The following is an 18,225-nucleotide window of genomic DNA, read 5'->3' as shown; positions in this document are numbered from 1 at the left end:
TTGTCAATGTCCCCGTGCGTTATCGCCCTGCCTCTGAGGAACTTATGAAATTCATTGCTTATTCTGCGCAGAACACTCCCCTGCCTGGCGGGCCTGAACCGCGTCCGCTTTATGCAGGAACCCCGGAGTCGCGGGCATTGCGTGAGGAGTTTCTTAGCGCGGCGGGCAATCTCAATCAACGCATTGCGGACGACCCGGCCATCGATCCTTTTGCCATGCGGCGCTATATGAGCCAGTTGGGGCGGAGCCTTACTCGTTATGATTTTGAGGATTTCCCCGACAATGCCGAATCATGGGCGGCCGGGGCAAGCGTGTTGTTCTTGGATGAGCAGGGGGAGCTTTACGACGTCCACCGCCGCAACATCCTCGCCGGGGAGGCCCCTGCGGCAATCCTTAACACCCGCGCATTAGATCGTGCGCAATCTATCCGAAAAACGTTGTCTCAACAGGGGTTCCTAGTAGATTCCACTGCCATGCCCGTGCCAGACGTGACAGAAATGTTGCTACCGGCAGCTAGCGACGTTGTCGATCGCATGGTGTGCCTTGCCGTACTCGTAGATATCGCACGGGAGTTGTGGCGAGGAAAGAATCCCGACGTACAGGCAATGGCTGAACGTTATGATTTAGCGTTGGTCACGCTCACCGATTCCGAGCAGCGGCTTTGTGAGCTTTTTCTCGCATTGCTCCACTTGATAGAGAGCAGCGGCGCTCAGGAATGATGGCAGTGGCGGAGGTTCTGGATCAGGCGATCGTGGTGGAAACTCTGGCGTGGTGTGTGGGGTTGCTTGGCGATGAAGATATTCCCCAGGATCGCATTGGAACTGCCCATGCGCACCCCGTTAACCTGGTTAATCCCAAGGCTTTGTTTGTGCCTAAGCGACTCCTGGCTCGTTCTCCTGAGGGGTTATATCGGGTGGCGAGCTATCGGACTCTGGACGAGATCTGCACGGCGCATGAATACATCAGCACCTTGGACCAGCTTGCCCTGGCGCAACGCGAGGTTCTGGCGGATGGTGGCAGCGTAGAAGGTGAGCTTTTGGGAGAATCGCAAGTGGCAACAGTGCGGATGCGGGCGCTGGCCTTTACGTGGCTCACCCTCCCCTATGCGTCGTGGGATGAGCTAGTCGAGCGTTCCAATCGCTTGAGTTAACTTTTAGATATGGGGAAGAGATTAATTTCTTATATTGGGGACTACCTGGTTTTATAAAGGATAAATGAAAGGTAGTCTTTTGCTGAGAAGGGTTTCTTATATGCCCTAGCGTGGGACAATTCAATCATTCGCACCTTGCGCACAATGAAAGGATGACCCCATGGCTGGAACATTCGAAGTTTATGAAGACAGGGCCGGTAAATTCCGCTTTCGCTTGAAGGCTGGAAACGGTGAGATCGTTGCCAGTGGCGAGGCATACGAGTCTAAGGCGAGCGCCATCAAGGGTACGGAAGCTGTACAGCGTGCCGCCGCAGGGGCAAAGCTGAAGGATCTGACCTAGCCTTAATGTGTTGTCCCACCTGGGCATACCCAGTGGATCACAGTAGCGGAAAGAACTCCGAAGGCCTCGTGTACGGTTGTGAACTACAGCGAGGCCTTTGTTATGTGAATTAAAACGCGAGTATAACTCGCATGACCTGCCGGAATCGCGGCAGCGTTTATGGTCTTGCTACGATGAGGTTCCATGGTTAATAGGATCGGCTTCGACCGCGAAAAATACATCGAGATGCAGTCCCAACACATCAGGGAGCGACGGGAAGCTCTCGGCGGGAAGCTATATCTGGAGATGGGCGGCAAGCTTTTCGACGACATGCACGCCTCCCGTGTTCTTCCAGGATTCACTCCAGACAACAAGATCGCGATGCTTGACCGCATCAAAGACGAAGTAGAGATCCTTGTCTGCATCAACGCCAAGGACCTGGAACGCCACAAGATTCGTGCCGATCTCGGTATTTCCTACGAGGAAGATGTCCTGCGGCTCGTAGACGTCTTCCGGGATCGTGGATTCCTAGCAGAGCACGTGGTGCTCACCCAATTGGAGGAAGGAAACCGCCTCGCCCTTGCCTTTATCGAGCGCCTAGAGCGTTTGGGGGTCAAGGTATCCAAGCACCGGGTTATTCCCGGCTACCCGATGGACACGAATCGCATTGTCTCCGAAGAAGGGTTCGGGCTTAACGAGTACGCGGACACGACACGGGACTTGGTTGTTGTCACCGCGCCGGGACCTGGATCGGGAAAACTCGCAACGTGTCTTTCGCAGGTGTATCACGAGCATAAGCGTGGCGTTCAGGCTGGCTATGCCAAGTTTGAGACCTTCCCAATCTGGAACCTCCCCCTGGAGCACCCTGTTAACCTGGCCTACGAGGCCGCCACAGTGGATCTTAACGATGCCAATATCATTGACCCATTCCACCTTGCTGCCTATGGCGAGCAAACCGTCAACTACAACCGTGACGTAGAGGCTTTCCCCTTGCTAAAGACGCTGCTCGAGCGACTACTGGGCAAGAGCCCCTATGAGTCTCCTACGGATATGGGCGTCAATATGGCAGGCAAATACATTTCTGATGATAGTGCGTGCCGGGAAGCCTCCGAGCAGGAAATCATTCGACGCTATTTCAAGGCGCTCGTGGATGAAGCCCGTGCGGGTTCCGACTCCATACAATCGGACCGTGCTGCAGTTGTCATGGCTAAAGCTGGCATCAAGTCCGATGCGCGCGTTGTGGTACAGCCTGCTCGTGCCGTTGCAGAGCGCACCTCACTTCCGGGATGTGCCATTGAACTTCCTAGCGGCCAGATAGTCACTGGGGCAACATCAGATTTGCTGGGATGCTCCTCCTCAATGCTGCTGAACGCATTGAAAGTACTGGCCGGGATTGATGATGAAGTCCATCTCCTCTCCCCCGAGGCTATTGAGCCGATTCAGACGCTGAAGACGCATCATCTGGGCAGCACCAATCCTCGCTTGCATACAGATGAGGTCTTGATCGCCCTCTCTGTTTCTGCAGCTACGGATCAGAACGCACAGAAAGCTCTTGACCAGCTGAAGAACCTGCGAGGCTGCGACGTACACACCACTACGATCCTGGGTTCTGTGGATGAGGGGATCTTCCGCAACCTTGGCGTCTTGGTTACCTCGGACCCCAAGTTCCAAAAGAATAAGCTGTACCAAAAGCGCTAATTCCTGGTTAATTCCACCCCTTGGGCCCAACTTCGGTTGGGCCTTTCTGCTGGGTAGGGTAAAGCGTGCGAAATTAGATTGTGCACAATAATTGTGCGCAATCTAATGCGGTGCAATGACTATTGAAGCGGCCCCATTTCCATGATTGACTTCCACATCTGCCATTCCGGGTCGGATGTGTCTTGTCGGGTCTCTGTGGGGGTGATGATGGTGCCGTCGTCAAAGAAAAGTCCCCCATGTCCGGTAGCTCCATAGCGAACAACTGGCGTTAGGTTCATGCCATCAAAGGAGAGTCGGGCGTTGGGGCGCACGTCGTATCCTGCAATGGCTGCAAGGGTTGGTGCAACGTCCAGACTGGATACGAGCTCCGAGCATTCCCATGAGGTGCTGGATACCTTGGTGTGGGGTAGGTTGGCATCGGTAACACCTGGCCAATGGAGTGACATGGCAATCTGTTCTTGTCCCTCGGGGTGTCCAACAAAAAAGACGGCGCGTTTGGAGGCTAGGGCTTCCGCGATGAGGGTGCCGTCGATAGTTGCGCGTTCAATGATGGGGATTCCGGAACGGGAGAAGTCATCGGTGACGTCGTCGATAAGCGATGCAAAGCGCGTGAGTGGATGCCGTTGGGGGTATTGCCCGGTGAGGAGTGCTACTCGGGCGGCGCGATAATCGGCGGAGGGGGCGAATGCTCGATTAAAGCGGAGGCCGGGGAGGGAATGAGGATCGAGTACGCGGCCGGTGACTACGGCAATATTCATGCCCTATAGTCTGCCACGTTCGGAAACCTTCCGGGATGTGCTGGTAGAAACTCATAGTTTCACGTGAAACATGGGCTGTTGTTGCCCATTGTACAACGGTAGGCTGGGAAACCATGACGACGACTCTCACTATGCCCGAAGACCGCGGCCACCTTATCTCCGCCAACACCTCTGCGTGTGGAGAAATACTCTTTATGTCGAGCATTCCAGATATGGCATTAGGCGGTTCTATTCGCGGCGGCGTGCCCGTTATTGCCCCGTGGTTTGGCAAACTTATGGGCCACGATGAACTTCAACATGGGTGGGCGTGCCGAAAGGAATGGGAGGTGCTGGAGACTTCGGGCGGGATTGATGCTCGAATGAATCACGATGATTGGGATCTGCGCCTGGCCGTTCAGTCGACGTCGCACGGCTTTGCCATGATGCTGAAGTGTAGGAATGCTTCTAGCGTTCGTCGAAACCTTCAGCTGGCATTTCACCCCTATTTTTATGTCGCTGATGTGCTGAACACCACCGTGGCAGCACCTCATGAGACCTTTACCTCGGACGGCAGCTTGTTAGAAGAATTCCGCCTTTCCGCTCCCGCGCCTTTGCTTATCGACGATGGCCAGCGACGCATCACGGTCAAAGGGCAAGAAACCGACCACTTTATTGTGTGGAACTCTGGCGAATGAGATGTCTGACATGGGTGCCGGGGAATGGCGGAACTTTGTTTGTGTTGAGCCTGCCCTCTTGGGAGAAGGCTCTGAGGGAGTGTCGGTGGCGCCGTGGGACTGGGTTCATATTGGTATGACTGTCCAGGTTGAAGCGACTCCCGAGTAAAGCGTGTGAGGTTGTGGGGCTAGAGGTCTGCGAGCAAGGCGTTGAGCCCCACTGTGAAGGGGGCTTCTGCGTAGATATTCTGCGAGGCTGTCTGGTCGGGGGGACGGACGGAATTGTGAAACTTTACAACTGCGTCGTGGAGGAAATCGGGGGTTGGGGTCATTCCGGTGGTGTCAAAAATATTTTCCGGAGCGTGCACATCAAATGCTGAGCCGTAGATAAAGGATTCTAGGGCGATGAGTCTCGGGAGGATGAGATGCGGCTCCAGGGCTGTGAGTTGTAAAACGTGGGCGGCTTTGTTGTATATCTTTACGGTTTCTGGTGCCCCAATGATGGGAAAAGTTGCGATGATTTGGACTAGCGGGAGGTGCTGGGAGAAGACGTCGCGATAGGAACGCGCCCAGGCGGCCAGGGCCTTCTTTGGGGATAGGGTGCCTGTGATTGCTGCGTCGAGGGGGGAGGTGTCCACGGAGGTCATCACCTCGTCTTGTATCACGATGAGGAGATCGGCTTTATTTCTCACGTGATTGTAAAGGGCGCTGGGGGCTACGCCTAGGTGGCGAGCTAGTGCTGCCATAGTCAGGGCTTCATACCCTCGGGTACTTGCGATGGAAAGTCCGGCCTGGGCGATTGCTGCCCGTGTGACCACTCCTTTTGAGGGTCGGCCGCGACCGCGCGGAGAATTCATTGCCATATACCCCTTGTTTCAACTCTCATATGTACTGTACAGTGACCCGCAACACAAAATGAATGGCATTCATTAATGTGCTGTAGTCCTTCTCGACTGGTTGATTTTCTCACAAATCTTCCAGTAGATCGTGCGGAGTAAAGGAGTTGGTAGTGATGACGAGTCCACAAAAGATAGAAAGCGACGTAGTAGTTATTGGAGCTGGACCGTCAGGACTTATGGCAGCCCGCACCCTCAAAGCGCAAGGGCTGAAAGTATGCGTGCTTGAAGCTCGTGCTCGCGTGGGTGGCCGGACCTGGAACGGAAAAGTCAAAGACGCTGACGGCGTAGAACACTTTATTGAGCTAGGCGGACAGTGGATTTCCCCAGACCAAACGCGGCTTATAGAGCTGGTTTCAGAGCTGGGATTGGACACGTTCCCCCGCTATCGCGAGGGAAAATCGGTGTACGTGTCCCCCGATGGCACACGACATGTGTACCAGGAAGAATTCCCGGTTAGCCCCACTACGGCCGAGGAAATGGATCGGCTTATCCGGGAACTCGATCAGTTGACCTCGGAGATCGACCCGGCATCACCATGGATGCATCCGCGGGCTAAAGAACTAGACTCGATTTCTTTTCGCAGCTGGTTGGAGCAGCTTTCTAGCGATACCGAGGCGATAGACAACGTATCCATCTACGTCGCCTCGGGCATGCTCACAAAGCCGGCGCATACCTTTTCGGCATTGCAGGCGGCGCTCATGGCGGCGTCGGCAGGCTCTTTTAGCAACCTCGTAGATGAAGACTTCATCTTGGATAAGCGTGTTGTCGGCGGAATGCAGTCAGTATCGCTGGCCATGGCGCAGGAACTTGGCGATGCCGTGATTCTTGACTCGCCCGTACGTCGCTTAGAGTGGGCTACTCCCGATCCTGATACTGCAGATCCGCTCAATGGAGTGCTTGCCGACGTCCGCAACGGGGTCCCCGATAACGGCGCTCCGGGAAACGTGACTGCGTACTCGGACAAGGCGATAGTGAGCGCTCGATACGCTGTGCTTGCCATCCCTCCCAATCTGTACAGCAGGATTGATTATGTTCCGCCACTCCCCCGCGACCAACAGATCGTGCACCAGCACATCTCCATGGGGCTGGTCATCAAAGTTCACGCGGTCTACCCGACGCCCTTCTGGCGGGAAGAAGGCCTATCGGGAACCGGTTTTGGCGGAGGACACCTTGTTCAAGAGGTCTACGACAACACCAACTACGGTGAGAATTGTGCCTCGGGGCAACCCGACAAGGAAGACACATACGGCACCCTCGTGGGCTTTGTCTCCGATGTCTACGCCGAGGACATGTGGCACCTTTCTGCGTCGGAACGCAAAAAACGCATCCTTGAGGCGATGTCCATGTACTTGGGGCCCAAGACTATGGAACCGATAGCTTTTTACCTTTCCGATATGGCTGCGGAAGAGTGGACGCGAGGCGCCTATGCCACCAGCTATGACCTCGGTGGACTTTCTCGGTGGGGACATTTGCAAAACCAGCCAACCGGCCCGATCTACTACTCGTGTTCAGACATCGCTGCTGAGGGATATCAGCACGTGGACGGGGCGATACGCATGGGCGAACACGTCGCGCGTGCGATTGCCGCGAGGGGTTAACCATGGATTTTCCCCATCGACGTGCCTCAGGGCGGATATTGGTCGCTTATGTTGCCACCGACTACGGCAAAGACGCTCTCAACCTTGGGATAGCTCTGGCCAAAGAACGGGACGTAAGCCTGGACATCGTGATGATTGCTCCCCGCAGTAATTCCTTTTCTGGGGTATATCCACATGACCGAGGCTATTCCTCGATTCTGGAAGAGCACATTGCAACGTGGTTAGAAGAAGCCCTTGCCAGCATCCCCAAAGACATCGATGCGACAGCCCGAATCGTCCTGGGAGACTCAGAGGCAGAAGCCCTGAACGACGCTGCGGTGGAACTGAACTGTGACATGATCGTTGTAGGTGCACGTAAAGGCGGGATACTCAGCCGGTTCCACATGGGTGCTGCGGTCAACGCTTTGCTGCATTCCGCGACGGTTCCCATTGCTTTGGCACCTAAAGGGTATGCGTATCCAGGGCCGATTTCTCGTCTTACCTGTATGTTTGGCCCTCGTGCGGGAAGCGTGGACGTGATAAGTAACGCCATTGATCGGGCTAGCAAGCGCGGCGTGGAACTCAGACTAGTGTCTCTGGTCATTCATGGGGAATCGGACTTGCAGGGCCTAGGCAATGATGTCCCCAACGCCATCCGACAGTATGCCGACCGCGTTCTTGGTGATATAGCCCAGCACATGCTTGACGACGGAAAAGCGAGCACCGTAGTAGCCAGCGGGAATTCCGTGGAAGACGCGGTATCAGACCTTGCGTGGGATCCCGGAGAGATCGTTATTGTTGGCTCCTCGCGGTTGGCTGTTCCTGGGCGTTTGTTTATTGGTACGACGGCTTCCCGGATGCTGCGCTCAGTGCCTGTGCCCATGGTCGTCATCCCCAACGGATATATGAGGGGAGGTGAGACAGATGGCTGAGATCATTATTGAATCCGAAAAAGGCCTGGCAAAAAACCGTGTGGGACTCATCGGCGCGGTGATCATTGGTATCAGTTGCATTGCCCCCACTTACACGCTGACGTCGGGTTTAGGTCCCACCATTTCAGCGGTGGGCAAATACGTTCCTTCGATCCTGTTGTTGGGCTTTATCCCTATGCTGCTGGTTGCGTTTGCATACCGAGAGCTCAACAACCGAGTCCCTGATTCCGGCACCTCATTTACGTGGGCAACAAAGGCTTTTGGGCCCTGGGTCGGCTGGATAGGCGGATGGGGGCTTATCACAGCAACCATTCTGGTTCTTTCCAACCTAGCCGCCGTGGCGGTGGACTTCTTTTATCTCTTGCTAGCCCAGGTACTAGGTAACCCCGCGATCGGTGAGTGGACGCGGAATCTGTGGATCAATATTCCCACGACACTCGTGTTCATCGCGATTGCCGGTTATGTTTCTTATCGCGGTCTGGAGTCTACGCAGAAGCTGCAATATGTACTGGTGGCAGTGCAGATCATTGCGGTGGTGGTTTTTGATGTTGTGGCAATTTTCCGGGCCTATCATCATGGCGGTTTTGATTTCACGCCGTTCACCATGCAGTGGTTCAACCCACTAGACATTGGCAATTTTTCCCTGGTCGCTGCTGGCATATCGCTGTCTATCTTCATGTTTTGGGGCTGGGATGTAACGCTGACCATGAATGAGGAAACAAAGAACCCGGAGAAAACGCCTGGTAGGGCAGCTACCATTACGGTAGTCACGATTATTCTCCTTTATTTGCTTACCGCTGTAGCCGTGGTTACGTGGGCCGGAACGGGCGACCAAGGACTTGGAGCGGGTAACCCGGAGAATCAGTCCTCTATTTTTGCAGCTTTGTCCTTTCCCGTTCTCGGAAACTATGCAGTCTTGATTTATATTGCAGTTCTGTTCAGTTCTTTTGCATCGCTGCAATCGACGATGGTGGGGCCTGCGCGGACGCTTTTGGCTATGGGCTATTATCGTGCACTGCCGCCAGCTTTTGGTCGAGTGAGCCCTCGGTTTAGAACCCCCAGCGTGGCCACAATTGCTTCCGCTGTGGCTGCAGGAGTTTTTTACACCATCACTCGCATCATCTCCGAGAATGCACTGTGGGATACGATCTCTACCCTCGGGCTGATGATTTGCTTCTACTATGGGGTCACTGCGGTGGCATGCATCTGGTATTTCCGCACGGAACTCTTCACCTCAGCGCACAACATCATTTTTAAATTCCTTTTCCCCGTTTTAGGTGGAGGATCCCTCCTGGTGATGTTCTTTATCACCGCGTTTGACTCGATGTCCCCGGACTATGGTTCGGGTTCGTCCCTGATGGGAATGGGAACTGTTTTTGTGTTGGGGATGGGCATTTTGATCATGGGCATTCTTCTGATGATTTTTACTCGCGTTGCACATCCCGATTTCTTTTTAGGAAGGACGTTAAGACGTAACACCTCCCGCGCCGATGACAACCTCACGTTGATTACTACATAAAGGAGCACAACGATGTATCGAGTTCAAAACCCTGTGAACAATCAGATCGTAGAGAAGTTTGATAACGCCACGGATCTCGACGTGGACAAAGCGCTAGAGAGTGCGGCTGCTGCCTATCGAGACTGGGGAGCGCGGACCTTTGCGGAGCGCGCGCAGATCGTTGGTCGGGTGGCTGACTTGTTCCATGAGCGCAAGGAAGAGCTGTCTCATATTGCTGCCGCTGAGATGGGTAAGCCGCTTTCAGAGGGAATCGAAGAAGCGGAGTTCTCAGGGGACATAATTCAGTACTACGTGGATAACGGCGAAAGCTTTGCCAAGGATCAGAGCATTCCCACTGGTGAGGGCACAGCAAGGTACGTCGCTTGCCGATAGGCCCGCTCGTGGGCATCATGCCATGGAACTTTCCCTTTTATCAGATCGCGCGTTTTGTAGGGCCTAACCTCATGCTGGGAAACACGATCGTCTTGAAGCACGCTGAGATTTGTCCCCGTTCTGCGCTGGCTGTGCAACAGATTATGGATGATGCTGGGGTACCCGAAGGCGTGTACACCAATCTCTTTGCCACTCATGATCAGATTTCGCGAATCATCGAAGAGGGAGTATCCCTCACTGGTTCCGAACGCGCCGGGGCAATCGTGGGTGCCAAAGCGGGTGCTAGCCTCAAAAAGGCGGTACTGGAACTTGGTGGCTCAGATCCTTATATTGTGTTGGATACTGCAGACGTGAAGGCGGCCGCGCGCACTGCGTGGGATACTCGAATGTATAACACCGGGCAGGCGTGTAATTCCAACAAACGCATGATCGTGATGGCCGATATATATGATGAGTTCGTCGACGAGCTCGTTTCTCTTGCGCAGCAGTCGGTGCCTGCCACACCCGATACAGCTGGTGATAACACGTATTGCCCCCTGTCCTCCAGGGAAGCTGCGGAAAATCTGGATAAACAGGTGAAAGCTGCCGTTACCGCAGGTGCGAAACTTCTTGCCGGAGGGAAGCTAGCAGAAAAAGGTGCGTACTACTCCCCCGCCGTGCTTGTTGACGTCCCCCGAAGAAGCGACGAATACTACGAGGAGCTGTTCGGACCGGTAGCCGTGGTGTACAAGGCGGAAAGTGATGACGAAGCGTTGGAGCTGGCCAATGATTGTCCCTTTGGCCTCGGTGGAGCGGTGTTCTCCCAAGACGCAGAGCGTGCGGCTCAGGTTGCCAGGCGACTAGAGGTGGGCATGGCAAATGTGAACACTCCGGCGGGAGAAGGCGCTGAATTGCCCTTTGGTGGAGTGAAGCGTTCCGGTTTTGGCCGCGAGCTGGGACCACTGGGCATGGATGAGTTTGTGAACAAACAGTTGTACTACGTGCAAGACTAGTATGCGCGTAGTACTTAGGGGGTCGGGTGCTGTAGCCGATCCCCTTTTGTATGAGCGCCATGACTCATGAGTAGGAGAAGAAGCTCGGCCCTGGTCACGGGATCGTTAAGGTTGATAGAGCAGAGATCCTCGATGTGGTGGAGATGATTACGCATGGTGTGTCTGTGGATGCCGAGCTGTTGGGCTGCGGCGGCAGCGTTGCCGTTGTGTCGTAAAAACGCCTCAAGTGTTGCCCGGTAGGCGCTATTGTTCGTGCAATCGTGCTCGTCCAAGGTATCGATTGTGCGCAATCTATGTGCGGCTGTGAGTCGGAGAAACTCGGGATTGTTAAACCAGGAATCATGGTGTGTGCTTGTGCTGGAGGTGCCTAGCATCAGATTCTGCGCCTGTACGCTTAGGCGCTCCACCAGCTCCGGGGTGAGGTCAGAAGGCGTCAGAGGGTCGCTGAAAGCAATGCGCAGCTGATGACGCGGCCCTATGGCCTGCATAAACAATGATTCCGATGTGCCGGCGTGCACTGCGATGGCGCTGGTACTGCCCAGGGCAATAGCGACTGTGCGTGGGACAGTGGCTGATGGGGTTGGTTTGGTCAGGCGGTTGAGTGCCTTGGTGATAGCTAAAGGAGAATCGGCATGGATATAGGCAATCTGTAGGGCATTGTCGTGATTGCTCAGCGCGGATAAAACGTGCTGTGCAGTTTCTGTCAGGAGGGGATGTTGGGCAAGGATGCCTAGTGCTAGTTTTTCTGCCTCATGGGAGTCATTCCCGTGATTGTGGGCAAGGATTTCTATGAGTCCTGAGGCGTGTTTGATCAAACTACGCGCGCGTGCGTCAAACCCCGTGGCGGAAGCAAGAACCAGCAGTAAAAAACCATCACCAGTGCCCAAACGCTGGGTCATTGTGACCACATCGCCGCTGTTCAAGACGGCTTCCCTTATGTTTCCCTCCCGGATAAGCGCGCGTGCACGCTGTGCAACGCCATAGTGGTCATTGTCTGGGGAGAATATGAGGGTGCCCGCTGCATCACTTAACGCCGCGTCCGCGGTAATACTTGATGCAAGCTCATGCAAGAGCTGGGTTATTCCCCCGCGCAGTGCTGCGGAATTGAGCGCCTCCTGTGCTGTATGTAGTGATTCTTGGGCGACGGTTCGGCGTCGCAGAATCTCCTGGTGTACCCGCGCTTGGATGGAGACGAAAGGGATTGCGCGGGGGACGTCGAAAAGCCCAATGCTGTGCGCTGTACATGCCGCAATGAGCGATGGGGGTGGGTGCGGGTAAATGACCCCGCTGCCAAAACCGATCGCGACAACACCGCAGGAAGCTAGTCGTGAGACATAGTCGGCGGCATCTGCCTCGGTGCCCCAGGCAATTCCTGTAGTGAGTACGATCGCGCCGGGTGCGAGGAATTCCGTGGGGTCTGGCATTTCTGTGGGGTGGACGGAGCAAAACTCTACGTCAGCGGCAATAATTTCAGTGAGCTTGAGAGAGCGTTGTTGATAAAGCCAGGTGAGGTCAGGGATTCTTGTCCTAGTGGTGTGGTGTGACGCTGCTCCGACGACATAGGAAAACTCTAGCTGTGATTAGACATTGTGTCGATAAGTCTTTGAAAAATTATCCACTTTGTATATGTACTGTGTCACGTATTTCTTTTTACACTGGTGCACATCACAGATAGAGTGTCCGTGATCACAAACGTGATTGGAGAATGATGAAAGATCTCACTTACCGTCTCCCGCAGGTTCGCAAGGTAGCAGAGGCCCCCGGTCCGCACAGCGCCGAACTGGATACACGCAGGCAAAAGGCCGTCGCACGCGCGCTCAACCCGGGATTGCCCGATTATGTTGTGGATGCCGACGGGGGCGTGCTTGTCGACGCCGACGGTAACTCGTGGATCGATTTCGCCTCCGGCATCGCCGTGACCACCGTTGGAGGATCCAACCAGGCCGTCGCGGATGCAGTATCCGATGCAGTACGACGCTTCACTCACACCAGCTTCATGGTCTCCCCCTACGAGTCCTATGTGGCAGTTGCCGAGATGCTTGCGGAGCTCACCCCAGGAGATCACGCAAAAAAGTCCGTTCTTTTAAACTCTGGTGCGGAAGCCGTAGAAAATGCCATCAAGATCGCCCGCGCATATACCGGCAAGCAAGCTGTGATCGTCTTTGATAATGCCTACCATGGGCGCACCAACCTCACGATGGCAATGACGGCAAAGAACAAGCCCTACAAGACCGGGTTCGGTCCCCTGGCGGGAGACGTATTCCGGGCACCGATGTCTTATCCGTTGCGCGACAATAAAAGTGGCGCCGAGGCCGCAGCAGATGCGATTCACATGATCGAGACACAGATTGGTGCGGAAAACATTGCTTGTCTGGTGATCGAGCCGATTCAAGGTGAGGGTGGCTTCATTGTCCCTGCTCAGGGCTTTTTGCCTGCTATTTCCCAGTGGTGTACGGAAAATAATGTAGTTTTTGTTGCCGATGAGATTCAGGCCGGATTCTGCCGTACGGGTGAGTGGTTTGCCTGCGATCATGAAGGCGTAGTCCCGGACCTGATCACCACGGCAAAAGGCATCGCGGGCGGACTGCCCTTGTCGGCGGTTACCGGACGCGCGGAGATGATGGATGCTCCGGTGGTGGGCGGCCTGGGTGGAACCTATGGTGGCAACCCCATCGCCTGTGCGGCGTCGCTTGCGGCTGTTGCAGAGATGAAGCGCTGGGATTTGCGCCAGCGGGCACTAGACATCGAGGCCATTGTGCGTGAGGTGCTCGATCCTTTGACAAAGGAGCTGGACACGGTTGCCGAGATTCGCGGTCGCGGAGCAATGGTAGCTCTGGAGCTTGTCGACGCCCACGGAAAACCTAATCCTAATCTCACAGCGCGAGTTGCTGCGGCGTGTAAGAAGCAGGGGATCCTGATCCTGACATGTGGAATTGACGGAAATGTGATTCGGCTGCTTCCGCCCGTGGTTATAAGCGAAAGCTTGCTGCGTGAGGGCTTGGGAATTCTCTGCGATTCCCTTCGTGAAGAGTCCGGGCGATAGGAGGAGGGCCATGACTAGTGCCCTTTTGCCTGTAATTCCTACGGGGGTGCGTATCGGCACTCAGGTTCAGGACCTAACGGAGACCTTTTCTGTTGTCGATCCCGCCACGGAGAAAGAACTAGTTCACGTTAGTGATGCAGGATCGACGGAATGGATGCGCGCCCTTGATCTGGCAGATAAGGCGTTTGCTGAGTGGTCCGCGTGGCCTTCAAGAAAACGGTCACAGGTTCTCTACGAGATTTTTCATGAGATAGAGGAGCGTCGTGACGATTTTGCTCGGACAATGACCTTGGAGATGGGAAAGCCGTTTGCGGAAGCCCAAGGTGAAGTGAGCTATGGAAATGAGTACTTTCGGTGGTTTGCGGAGGAATCTGTGCGCGTGCAGGGCCGCTTCTCCCCCGCTCCTGGCGGCAACGGACACATCCTGACAACCCACACGCCGGTAGGACCCAGGACCCGTGTTGGCGATTACGCCGTGGAATTTTCCCCTAGCAATGGCTACTCGCAAGATCGCGCCAGCTCTTGCCGCGGGGTGTCCGATCATAGTGAAACCTGCTGCAGAGACTCCCCTGACGCTGCTTTTCCTCGGCGCGGTGATCTCCGAGGTATTGGAACGTCATGATGCTCCCGACGGGGTGTTTTCTGTTATCCCAACCACTCGCGCTGCTGCTTTATCGCAGGAGCTCATGGCAGACTCACGGTTGCGTAAAGTCACGTTCACGGGATCGACTCCCGTGGGGAAAACTCTCGTCCGGCAGTCGGCAGACACCTTGCAGAGGACATCGATGGAGTTGGGGGGAAATGCGCCCTTTGTGATGCACAAAGACGCTGACCTTGATCTTGTTGTGAGCTGCGCGCTACAGGCAAAGATGCGCAACGGCGGGGAGGCCTGCATCGCGGCTAACCGCTTCCTGGTTCATGAGGAGATTGCAGAAGAATTCACCCGCAGGCTAACCGAACTGATGGAAGGCTATGTGCTTGGGCATGGTCTAGAGCAGTCGACCACGCTGGGGCCAATGATCACTGAGCGGCAGCGGGACCGGATTGCTGAGTTGGTCGCTGACGCTGTCTCAGACGGCGCGCACATTCAGTGCGGTGGCGTGGTTCCCGATGGTCCTGGTTATTTTTACCCCGCGACTGTGCTGACTCAGGTGGCTCCGGACTCGCGCATAATGCATGAGGAAATTTTTGGCCCGGTAGCCACGATAACGGTTTTTTCTGATCTCGCAGAGGCGATTTCTCTGGCTAATCAAACGCAGTTTGGCCTGGCAGCTTATGGATTCAGCGAGAACGTCCATACTGCTCAACGGCTCGCCACCGAGCTTAATGCCGGAATGGTTGGCATCAATCGCGGTGCTATTTCGGACCCCGCTGCTCCTTTCGGAGGGGTAAAAGAATCCGGTTTTGGTCGGGAAGGCGGAGTCGAAGGAATTTTTGAGTACTTAGACATCCGCTACGTGGCGTGGCAATAGCGAGAAAACAAGGAGTTGTATGCCCTTCAATAAACAAGCCCTGACGTTGCCAACCCACAACGCTGGGAAAGCTCGCACAGACCATGGCGAGCATCATCAAGAACACCATAATCACCGGATTACCCTGGCCCAGGGCATCGCATTGATTTTTGGTACGAATATCGGCGCGGGTATTTTGAGTATCCCTTATGCCTCCCGTGATGGTGGTTTTTATCCCTCGTCATCGCACTCATCATTGCGGGCACGTTGACCACCTTTTCTATGCTCTATGTGGCGGAGGTGGCGCTGCGCACTCAAGAAGACTTCCAGCTTTCGGGGCTCGCGGAAAAGTATCTTGGCCAGGCCGGCCGATGGCTTGTGTTTGTGGCCATTATGGTGAACGGGATCGGGGCCCTGATCGCATATGCCTCGGGGTCGGGTTCACTTCTGCATAACCTTCTTGGGCTTCCGCCGACTCTGGGAACAGTCATCTTTTTCATCGTGGGTGCAGCGGTGATGTGGATTGGGCTGCATGCCACAGGTATCGCGGAAGGTGCTATCACCACAGCGATGGCGCTGATCATCGTCATTTTGTGCGGATGGACCTTTATCGGCCCGGGTATCACCATCTCTAACGTGGTGGTGCTGAATCCCGCATTCATCATTCCCATCATGAATTTGGCAGTTTTTACGTTTCTCGCCCAATATGTGGTGCCGGAACTCGCTCGTGGGCTACGCGACCATAATCCGAACGCCATACCTCACGCGGTTGTGGCCGGGATGGGAATCACCGGTTTTACCTTGGCGATTGTCCCCTTCGCCGCGCTTGGCTTGCTGGGTACCGACGTCACGGAAGTGATCACCATTGCCTGGGGTGATTCCTTGGGCACCGTGGCCTTTTATCTGGCTAATATCTTTGCTCTTTGCGCCATGTTGACGTCGTTTCTGGCGATTGGCTTTACGACGATGCGCAACGTCCTGAATATCTTCCACTGGAAGGAAACCGGCTGGCAGCGAATCGCAGCGCTGTCCCTTACCGTGATTCCGCCGCTGGTGATTTTCTTTGCCGGTTTTACGGGATTTGTGGCTGCCCTGACGTATGCAGGTGGTTTTGCCGGTGCGATTATGTCTATTATCCCGGTTTTGTTGCTTCGTGCTGCTAGGGCACACGGTAACCGCAACCCGGAATGGCGGGTTACCTGGCAGGCTCATCCGTTGATTCAATTAACCATTGTGGTGGTTTATTGTGCGGCATTTTTCTATTCTTTGTGGTCGCTCGTGGCGGGGTGACGGTTGTGGGGTGAAAAATATATATCTGGGCGTAAAACCCGTAAAAAGTGGTTGTGAGCTTGAGTTTTGTGTCGGTATAGGGTGAAATGTGTGGGAAAAATTTTCCTGCTAATTGCCTGTAGAGTCTTCAGAGCAAGTTGATATATTTTTCTAGGTATCGCCTTCGGAATCCCCGCCACCGCTATGGCTTCTGATTTTGACAACATCACCCCCACCATCGCTACCGTTGAAGATCGAGCGGCATCACAAATCGGATTTGCTAAGCCAGACTATCTAGGCGAAGTCGGACCTGTGGGCGACTCCCACGTCTTCAGCTATGGCTACAAGTTCTACGGCACCCAGAAGTCTGCCGATGCGATTACGCACTGGATTCATGGCGGACTCTTTACTCCGACCGGAGAAACTGAGCTGGGTAACCAGACTCTGACCCTGCCATCGGGTGAAGTGGTCCAGCCTGGCCAGACTGTGGCTCTTGATATCTCTAACCAGTACTTCAGCGTCGTGCGCAACGCTACCGTGAGATAAAATTTGAGAGTATAATAAGGCTCACCGCCTCCCTGCCTGATATCTGTGTGGAATCTTCAGGCAAGAAGGCAGTGAGCTTGTTTTCCGGTTTCCGCCTGGTAAGGGCGGAGCTTATTAGCCCAGCAAACCTGCAGTGCGCAGGATTGCTGCGATGTCATCGCGGGACTCGGCGTCGTCGATAGGCGCGAGTGGTGCGGACATCAAGTTTGAAGAGAACACGCCCATGAGTTCAAGGGCGGTCTTGAAGGAGCCGACGCCGGCAGCCGGTCCGACTTTGCCGCGCGGCTGGAAGACGATCTCAAAGAGTGCGGCGAGACGATCCTGCTCAGTGCGTACGGTCTCCCAATCGCTGGACTGAGCTGCCTTCCACATGCGGACGTAGCCTGCGGGGTCGACGTTGCCCAGGCCGGGGACGCAGCCGTCGGCACCAGCGATGAAAGATCCATCTACTACTGCCTCGTGGCCGGTCAGCAGGGTCAGCGGTGAACCAGCTGCCTTGTTGAGCATCACCAAGCGGCGGAAAGAAACATCGTCGCCAGAGGAATCCTTCACACCTGCGAGAACGCCGTCCTTGCCAAGCTTGACCAACATTTCGGAGGACAACTTGGAGTGCACGCACACGGGGATGTCATAGGCAATGATGGGAAGCTCGGTGGCCTCTGCGATGGCGCGGAAGTGTGCTTCGATCTCGTTGGGGCCACAGATGGCATAGAAGGGAGCCGTGACAACCACAGCGTCCACGCCAGCTGCCTCTGCCTGGCGAACATGCTTGATTACGCGGTTTGCCTGAGTGTCAATGACTCCGGCGTACACGGGCACGCGGCCCTTGGCCAGCTTCACGATCTCGTTGATAACGATGCCGCGATCCTCATCGCTGAGGAATGCGACTTCGCCGGAGGATCCCAGGGCGAACAAACCGTCGACACCAGCACCGATGAGGTGCTCAACAAGACGAGCGAGCGATTCCAGGTCAAGGCTGCGATCAGCGTGCAGCGGTGTGAGGACTGGGGGGACGATACCGGAAACAATGGAAGACATGGTAAAACT

At 55.1% G+C, this 18,225-nt stretch carries 11 protein-coding genes and 5 pseudogenes; 12 read left to right on the top strand and 4 right to left on the bottom strand.

Annotation, left to right across the window (positions count from 1 at the left end):
- The first annotated feature begins 44 nt into the window (after positions 1 to 44).
- The 3 genes and pseudogenes from ET810_RS13130 (at position 45) to ET810_RS04450 (ending at position 3,167) form a co-directional block, all read left to right on the top strand.
- Positions 45 to 1,150, top strand: a pseudogene (locus tag ET810_RS13130) (DUF4272 domain-containing protein).
- Positions 1,151 to 1,310: 160 nt separating this feature from the next.
- Positions 1,311 to 1,490 carry a YegP family protein gene (locus tag ET810_RS04455; protein WP_013912656.1) on the top strand — a complete coding sequence of 60 codons (180 nt, stop codon included), beginning with the start codon at positions 1,311 to 1,313 and terminating at the stop codon, positions 1,488 to 1,490.
- A gap of 183 nt (positions 1,491 to 1,673) precedes the next feature.
- Complete coding sequence (locus ET810_RS04450; RefSeq protein WP_134316118.1) at positions 1,674 to 3,167, top strand: DUF1846 domain-containing protein; 1,494 nt, start codon at positions 1,674 to 1,676, stop codon at positions 3,165 to 3,167.
- Between the two features lie 119 nt (positions 3,168 to 3,286).
- Here ET810_RS04450 and ET810_RS04445 read toward each other — a convergent pair whose 3' ends face one another.
- Positions 3,287 to 3,925, bottom strand: coding sequence for a hypothetical protein (locus ET810_RS04445; protein ID WP_087454774.1), 639 nt, complete (start codon positions 3,923 to 3,925; stop codon positions 3,287 to 3,289).
- A 113-nt stretch (positions 3,926 to 4,038) separates the two neighbouring features.
- Between ET810_RS04445 and ET810_RS04440 the strand changes: the two are divergent.
- Positions 4,039 to 4,747: pseudogene (locus tag ET810_RS04440) on the top strand (aldose epimerase family protein).
- 19 nt (positions 4,748 to 4,766) lie between these two features.
- On the opposite strand, the gene ET810_RS04435 reads toward ET810_RS04440, so the two are convergent.
- A complete protein-coding gene (locus ET810_RS04435) occupies positions 4,767 to 5,441 on the bottom strand; it encodes a TetR/AcrR family transcriptional regulator (RefSeq protein WP_225870219.1) in 675 nt (224 codons plus the stop codon).
- Between the two features lie 149 nt (positions 5,442 to 5,590).
- On the opposite strand from ET810_RS04435, the gene ET810_RS04430 reads away from it, so the two are divergent.
- The 4 genes and pseudogenes from ET810_RS04430 (at position 5,591) to ET810_RS04415 (ending at position 10,869) form a co-directional block, all read left to right on the top strand.
- A complete protein-coding gene (locus tag ET810_RS04430; protein ID WP_134316119.1) occupies positions 5,591 to 7,075 on the top strand; it encodes a flavin monoamine oxidase family protein in 1,485 nt (494 codons plus the stop codon).
- Between the two features lie 2 nt (positions 7,076 to 7,077).
- On the top strand, positions 7,078 to 7,986 hold the full coding sequence (locus ET810_RS04425) for a universal stress protein (protein ID WP_087454771.1): 909 nt from the start codon (positions 7,078 to 7,080) through the stop codon (positions 7,984 to 7,986).
- A complete protein-coding gene (locus ET810_RS04420; RefSeq protein ID WP_087454770.1) occupies positions 7,979 to 9,505 on the top strand; it encodes an APC family permease in 1,527 nt (508 codons plus the stop codon). Before ET810_RS04425 ends, ET810_RS04420 begins: the two co-directional genes overlap by 8 nt.
- 12 nt (positions 9,506 to 9,517) lie before the next feature.
- Positions 9,518 to 10,869: pseudogene (locus tag ET810_RS04415) on the top strand (NAD-dependent succinate-semialdehyde dehydrogenase).
- A gap of 14 nt (positions 10,870 to 10,883) precedes the next feature.
- On the opposite strand, the gene ET810_RS04410 reads toward ET810_RS04415, so the two are convergent.
- Positions 10,884 to 12,293, bottom strand: coding sequence for a PucR family transcriptional regulator (locus ET810_RS04410; protein ID WP_225870466.1), 1,410 nt, complete (start codon positions 12,291 to 12,293; stop codon positions 10,884 to 10,886).
- Positions 12,294 to 12,577: 284 nt separating this feature from the next.
- Here ET810_RS04410 and gabT point away from each other — a divergent pair, with 284 nt between their 5' ends.
- From gabT to ET810_RS04390, 4 genes and pseudogenes are all read left to right on the top strand, one after another.
- Positions 12,578 to 13,912 carry a 4-aminobutyrate--2-oxoglutarate transaminase gene (gene gabT, locus ET810_RS04405; protein ID WP_087454769.1) on the top strand — a complete coding sequence of 445 codons (1,335 nt, stop codon included), beginning with the start codon at positions 12,578 to 12,580 and terminating at the stop codon, positions 13,910 to 13,912.
- A gap of 10 nt (positions 13,913 to 13,922) precedes the next feature.
- Positions 13,923 to 15,384: pseudogene (locus tag ET810_RS04400) on the top strand (NAD-dependent succinate-semialdehyde dehydrogenase).
- 19 nt (positions 15,385 to 15,403) lie between these two features.
- Positions 15,404 to 16,653: pseudogene (locus tag ET810_RS04395) on the top strand (aromatic amino acid transport family protein).
- 183 nt (positions 16,654 to 16,836) lie between these two features.
- Positions 16,837 to 17,178, top strand: a complete 342-nt coding sequence (locus ET810_RS04390) for a hypothetical protein (RefSeq protein ID WP_225870220.1) — start codon at positions 16,837 to 16,839, stop codon at positions 17,176 to 17,178.
- Between the two features lie 114 nt (positions 17,179 to 17,292).
- On the opposite strand, the gene ET810_RS04385 is transcribed toward ET810_RS04390, so the two are convergent.
- The gene (locus ET810_RS04385; RefSeq protein ID WP_087454766.1) at positions 17,293 to 18,216 is read right to left on the bottom strand and encodes a dihydrodipicolinate synthase family protein; all 924 of its coding nucleotides are present in this window, start codon (positions 18,214 to 18,216) and stop codon (positions 17,293 to 17,295) included.
- Between the last annotated feature and the right edge of the window lie 9 nt (positions 18,217 to 18,225).

This window comes from Corynebacterium silvaticum, from assembly GCF_004382825.2.
GTDB lineage: Bacteria > Actinomycetota > Actinomycetes > Mycobacteriales > Mycobacteriaceae > Corynebacterium > Corynebacterium silvaticum.
This window is presented reverse-complemented; position numbering and strand designations above follow the sequence as displayed.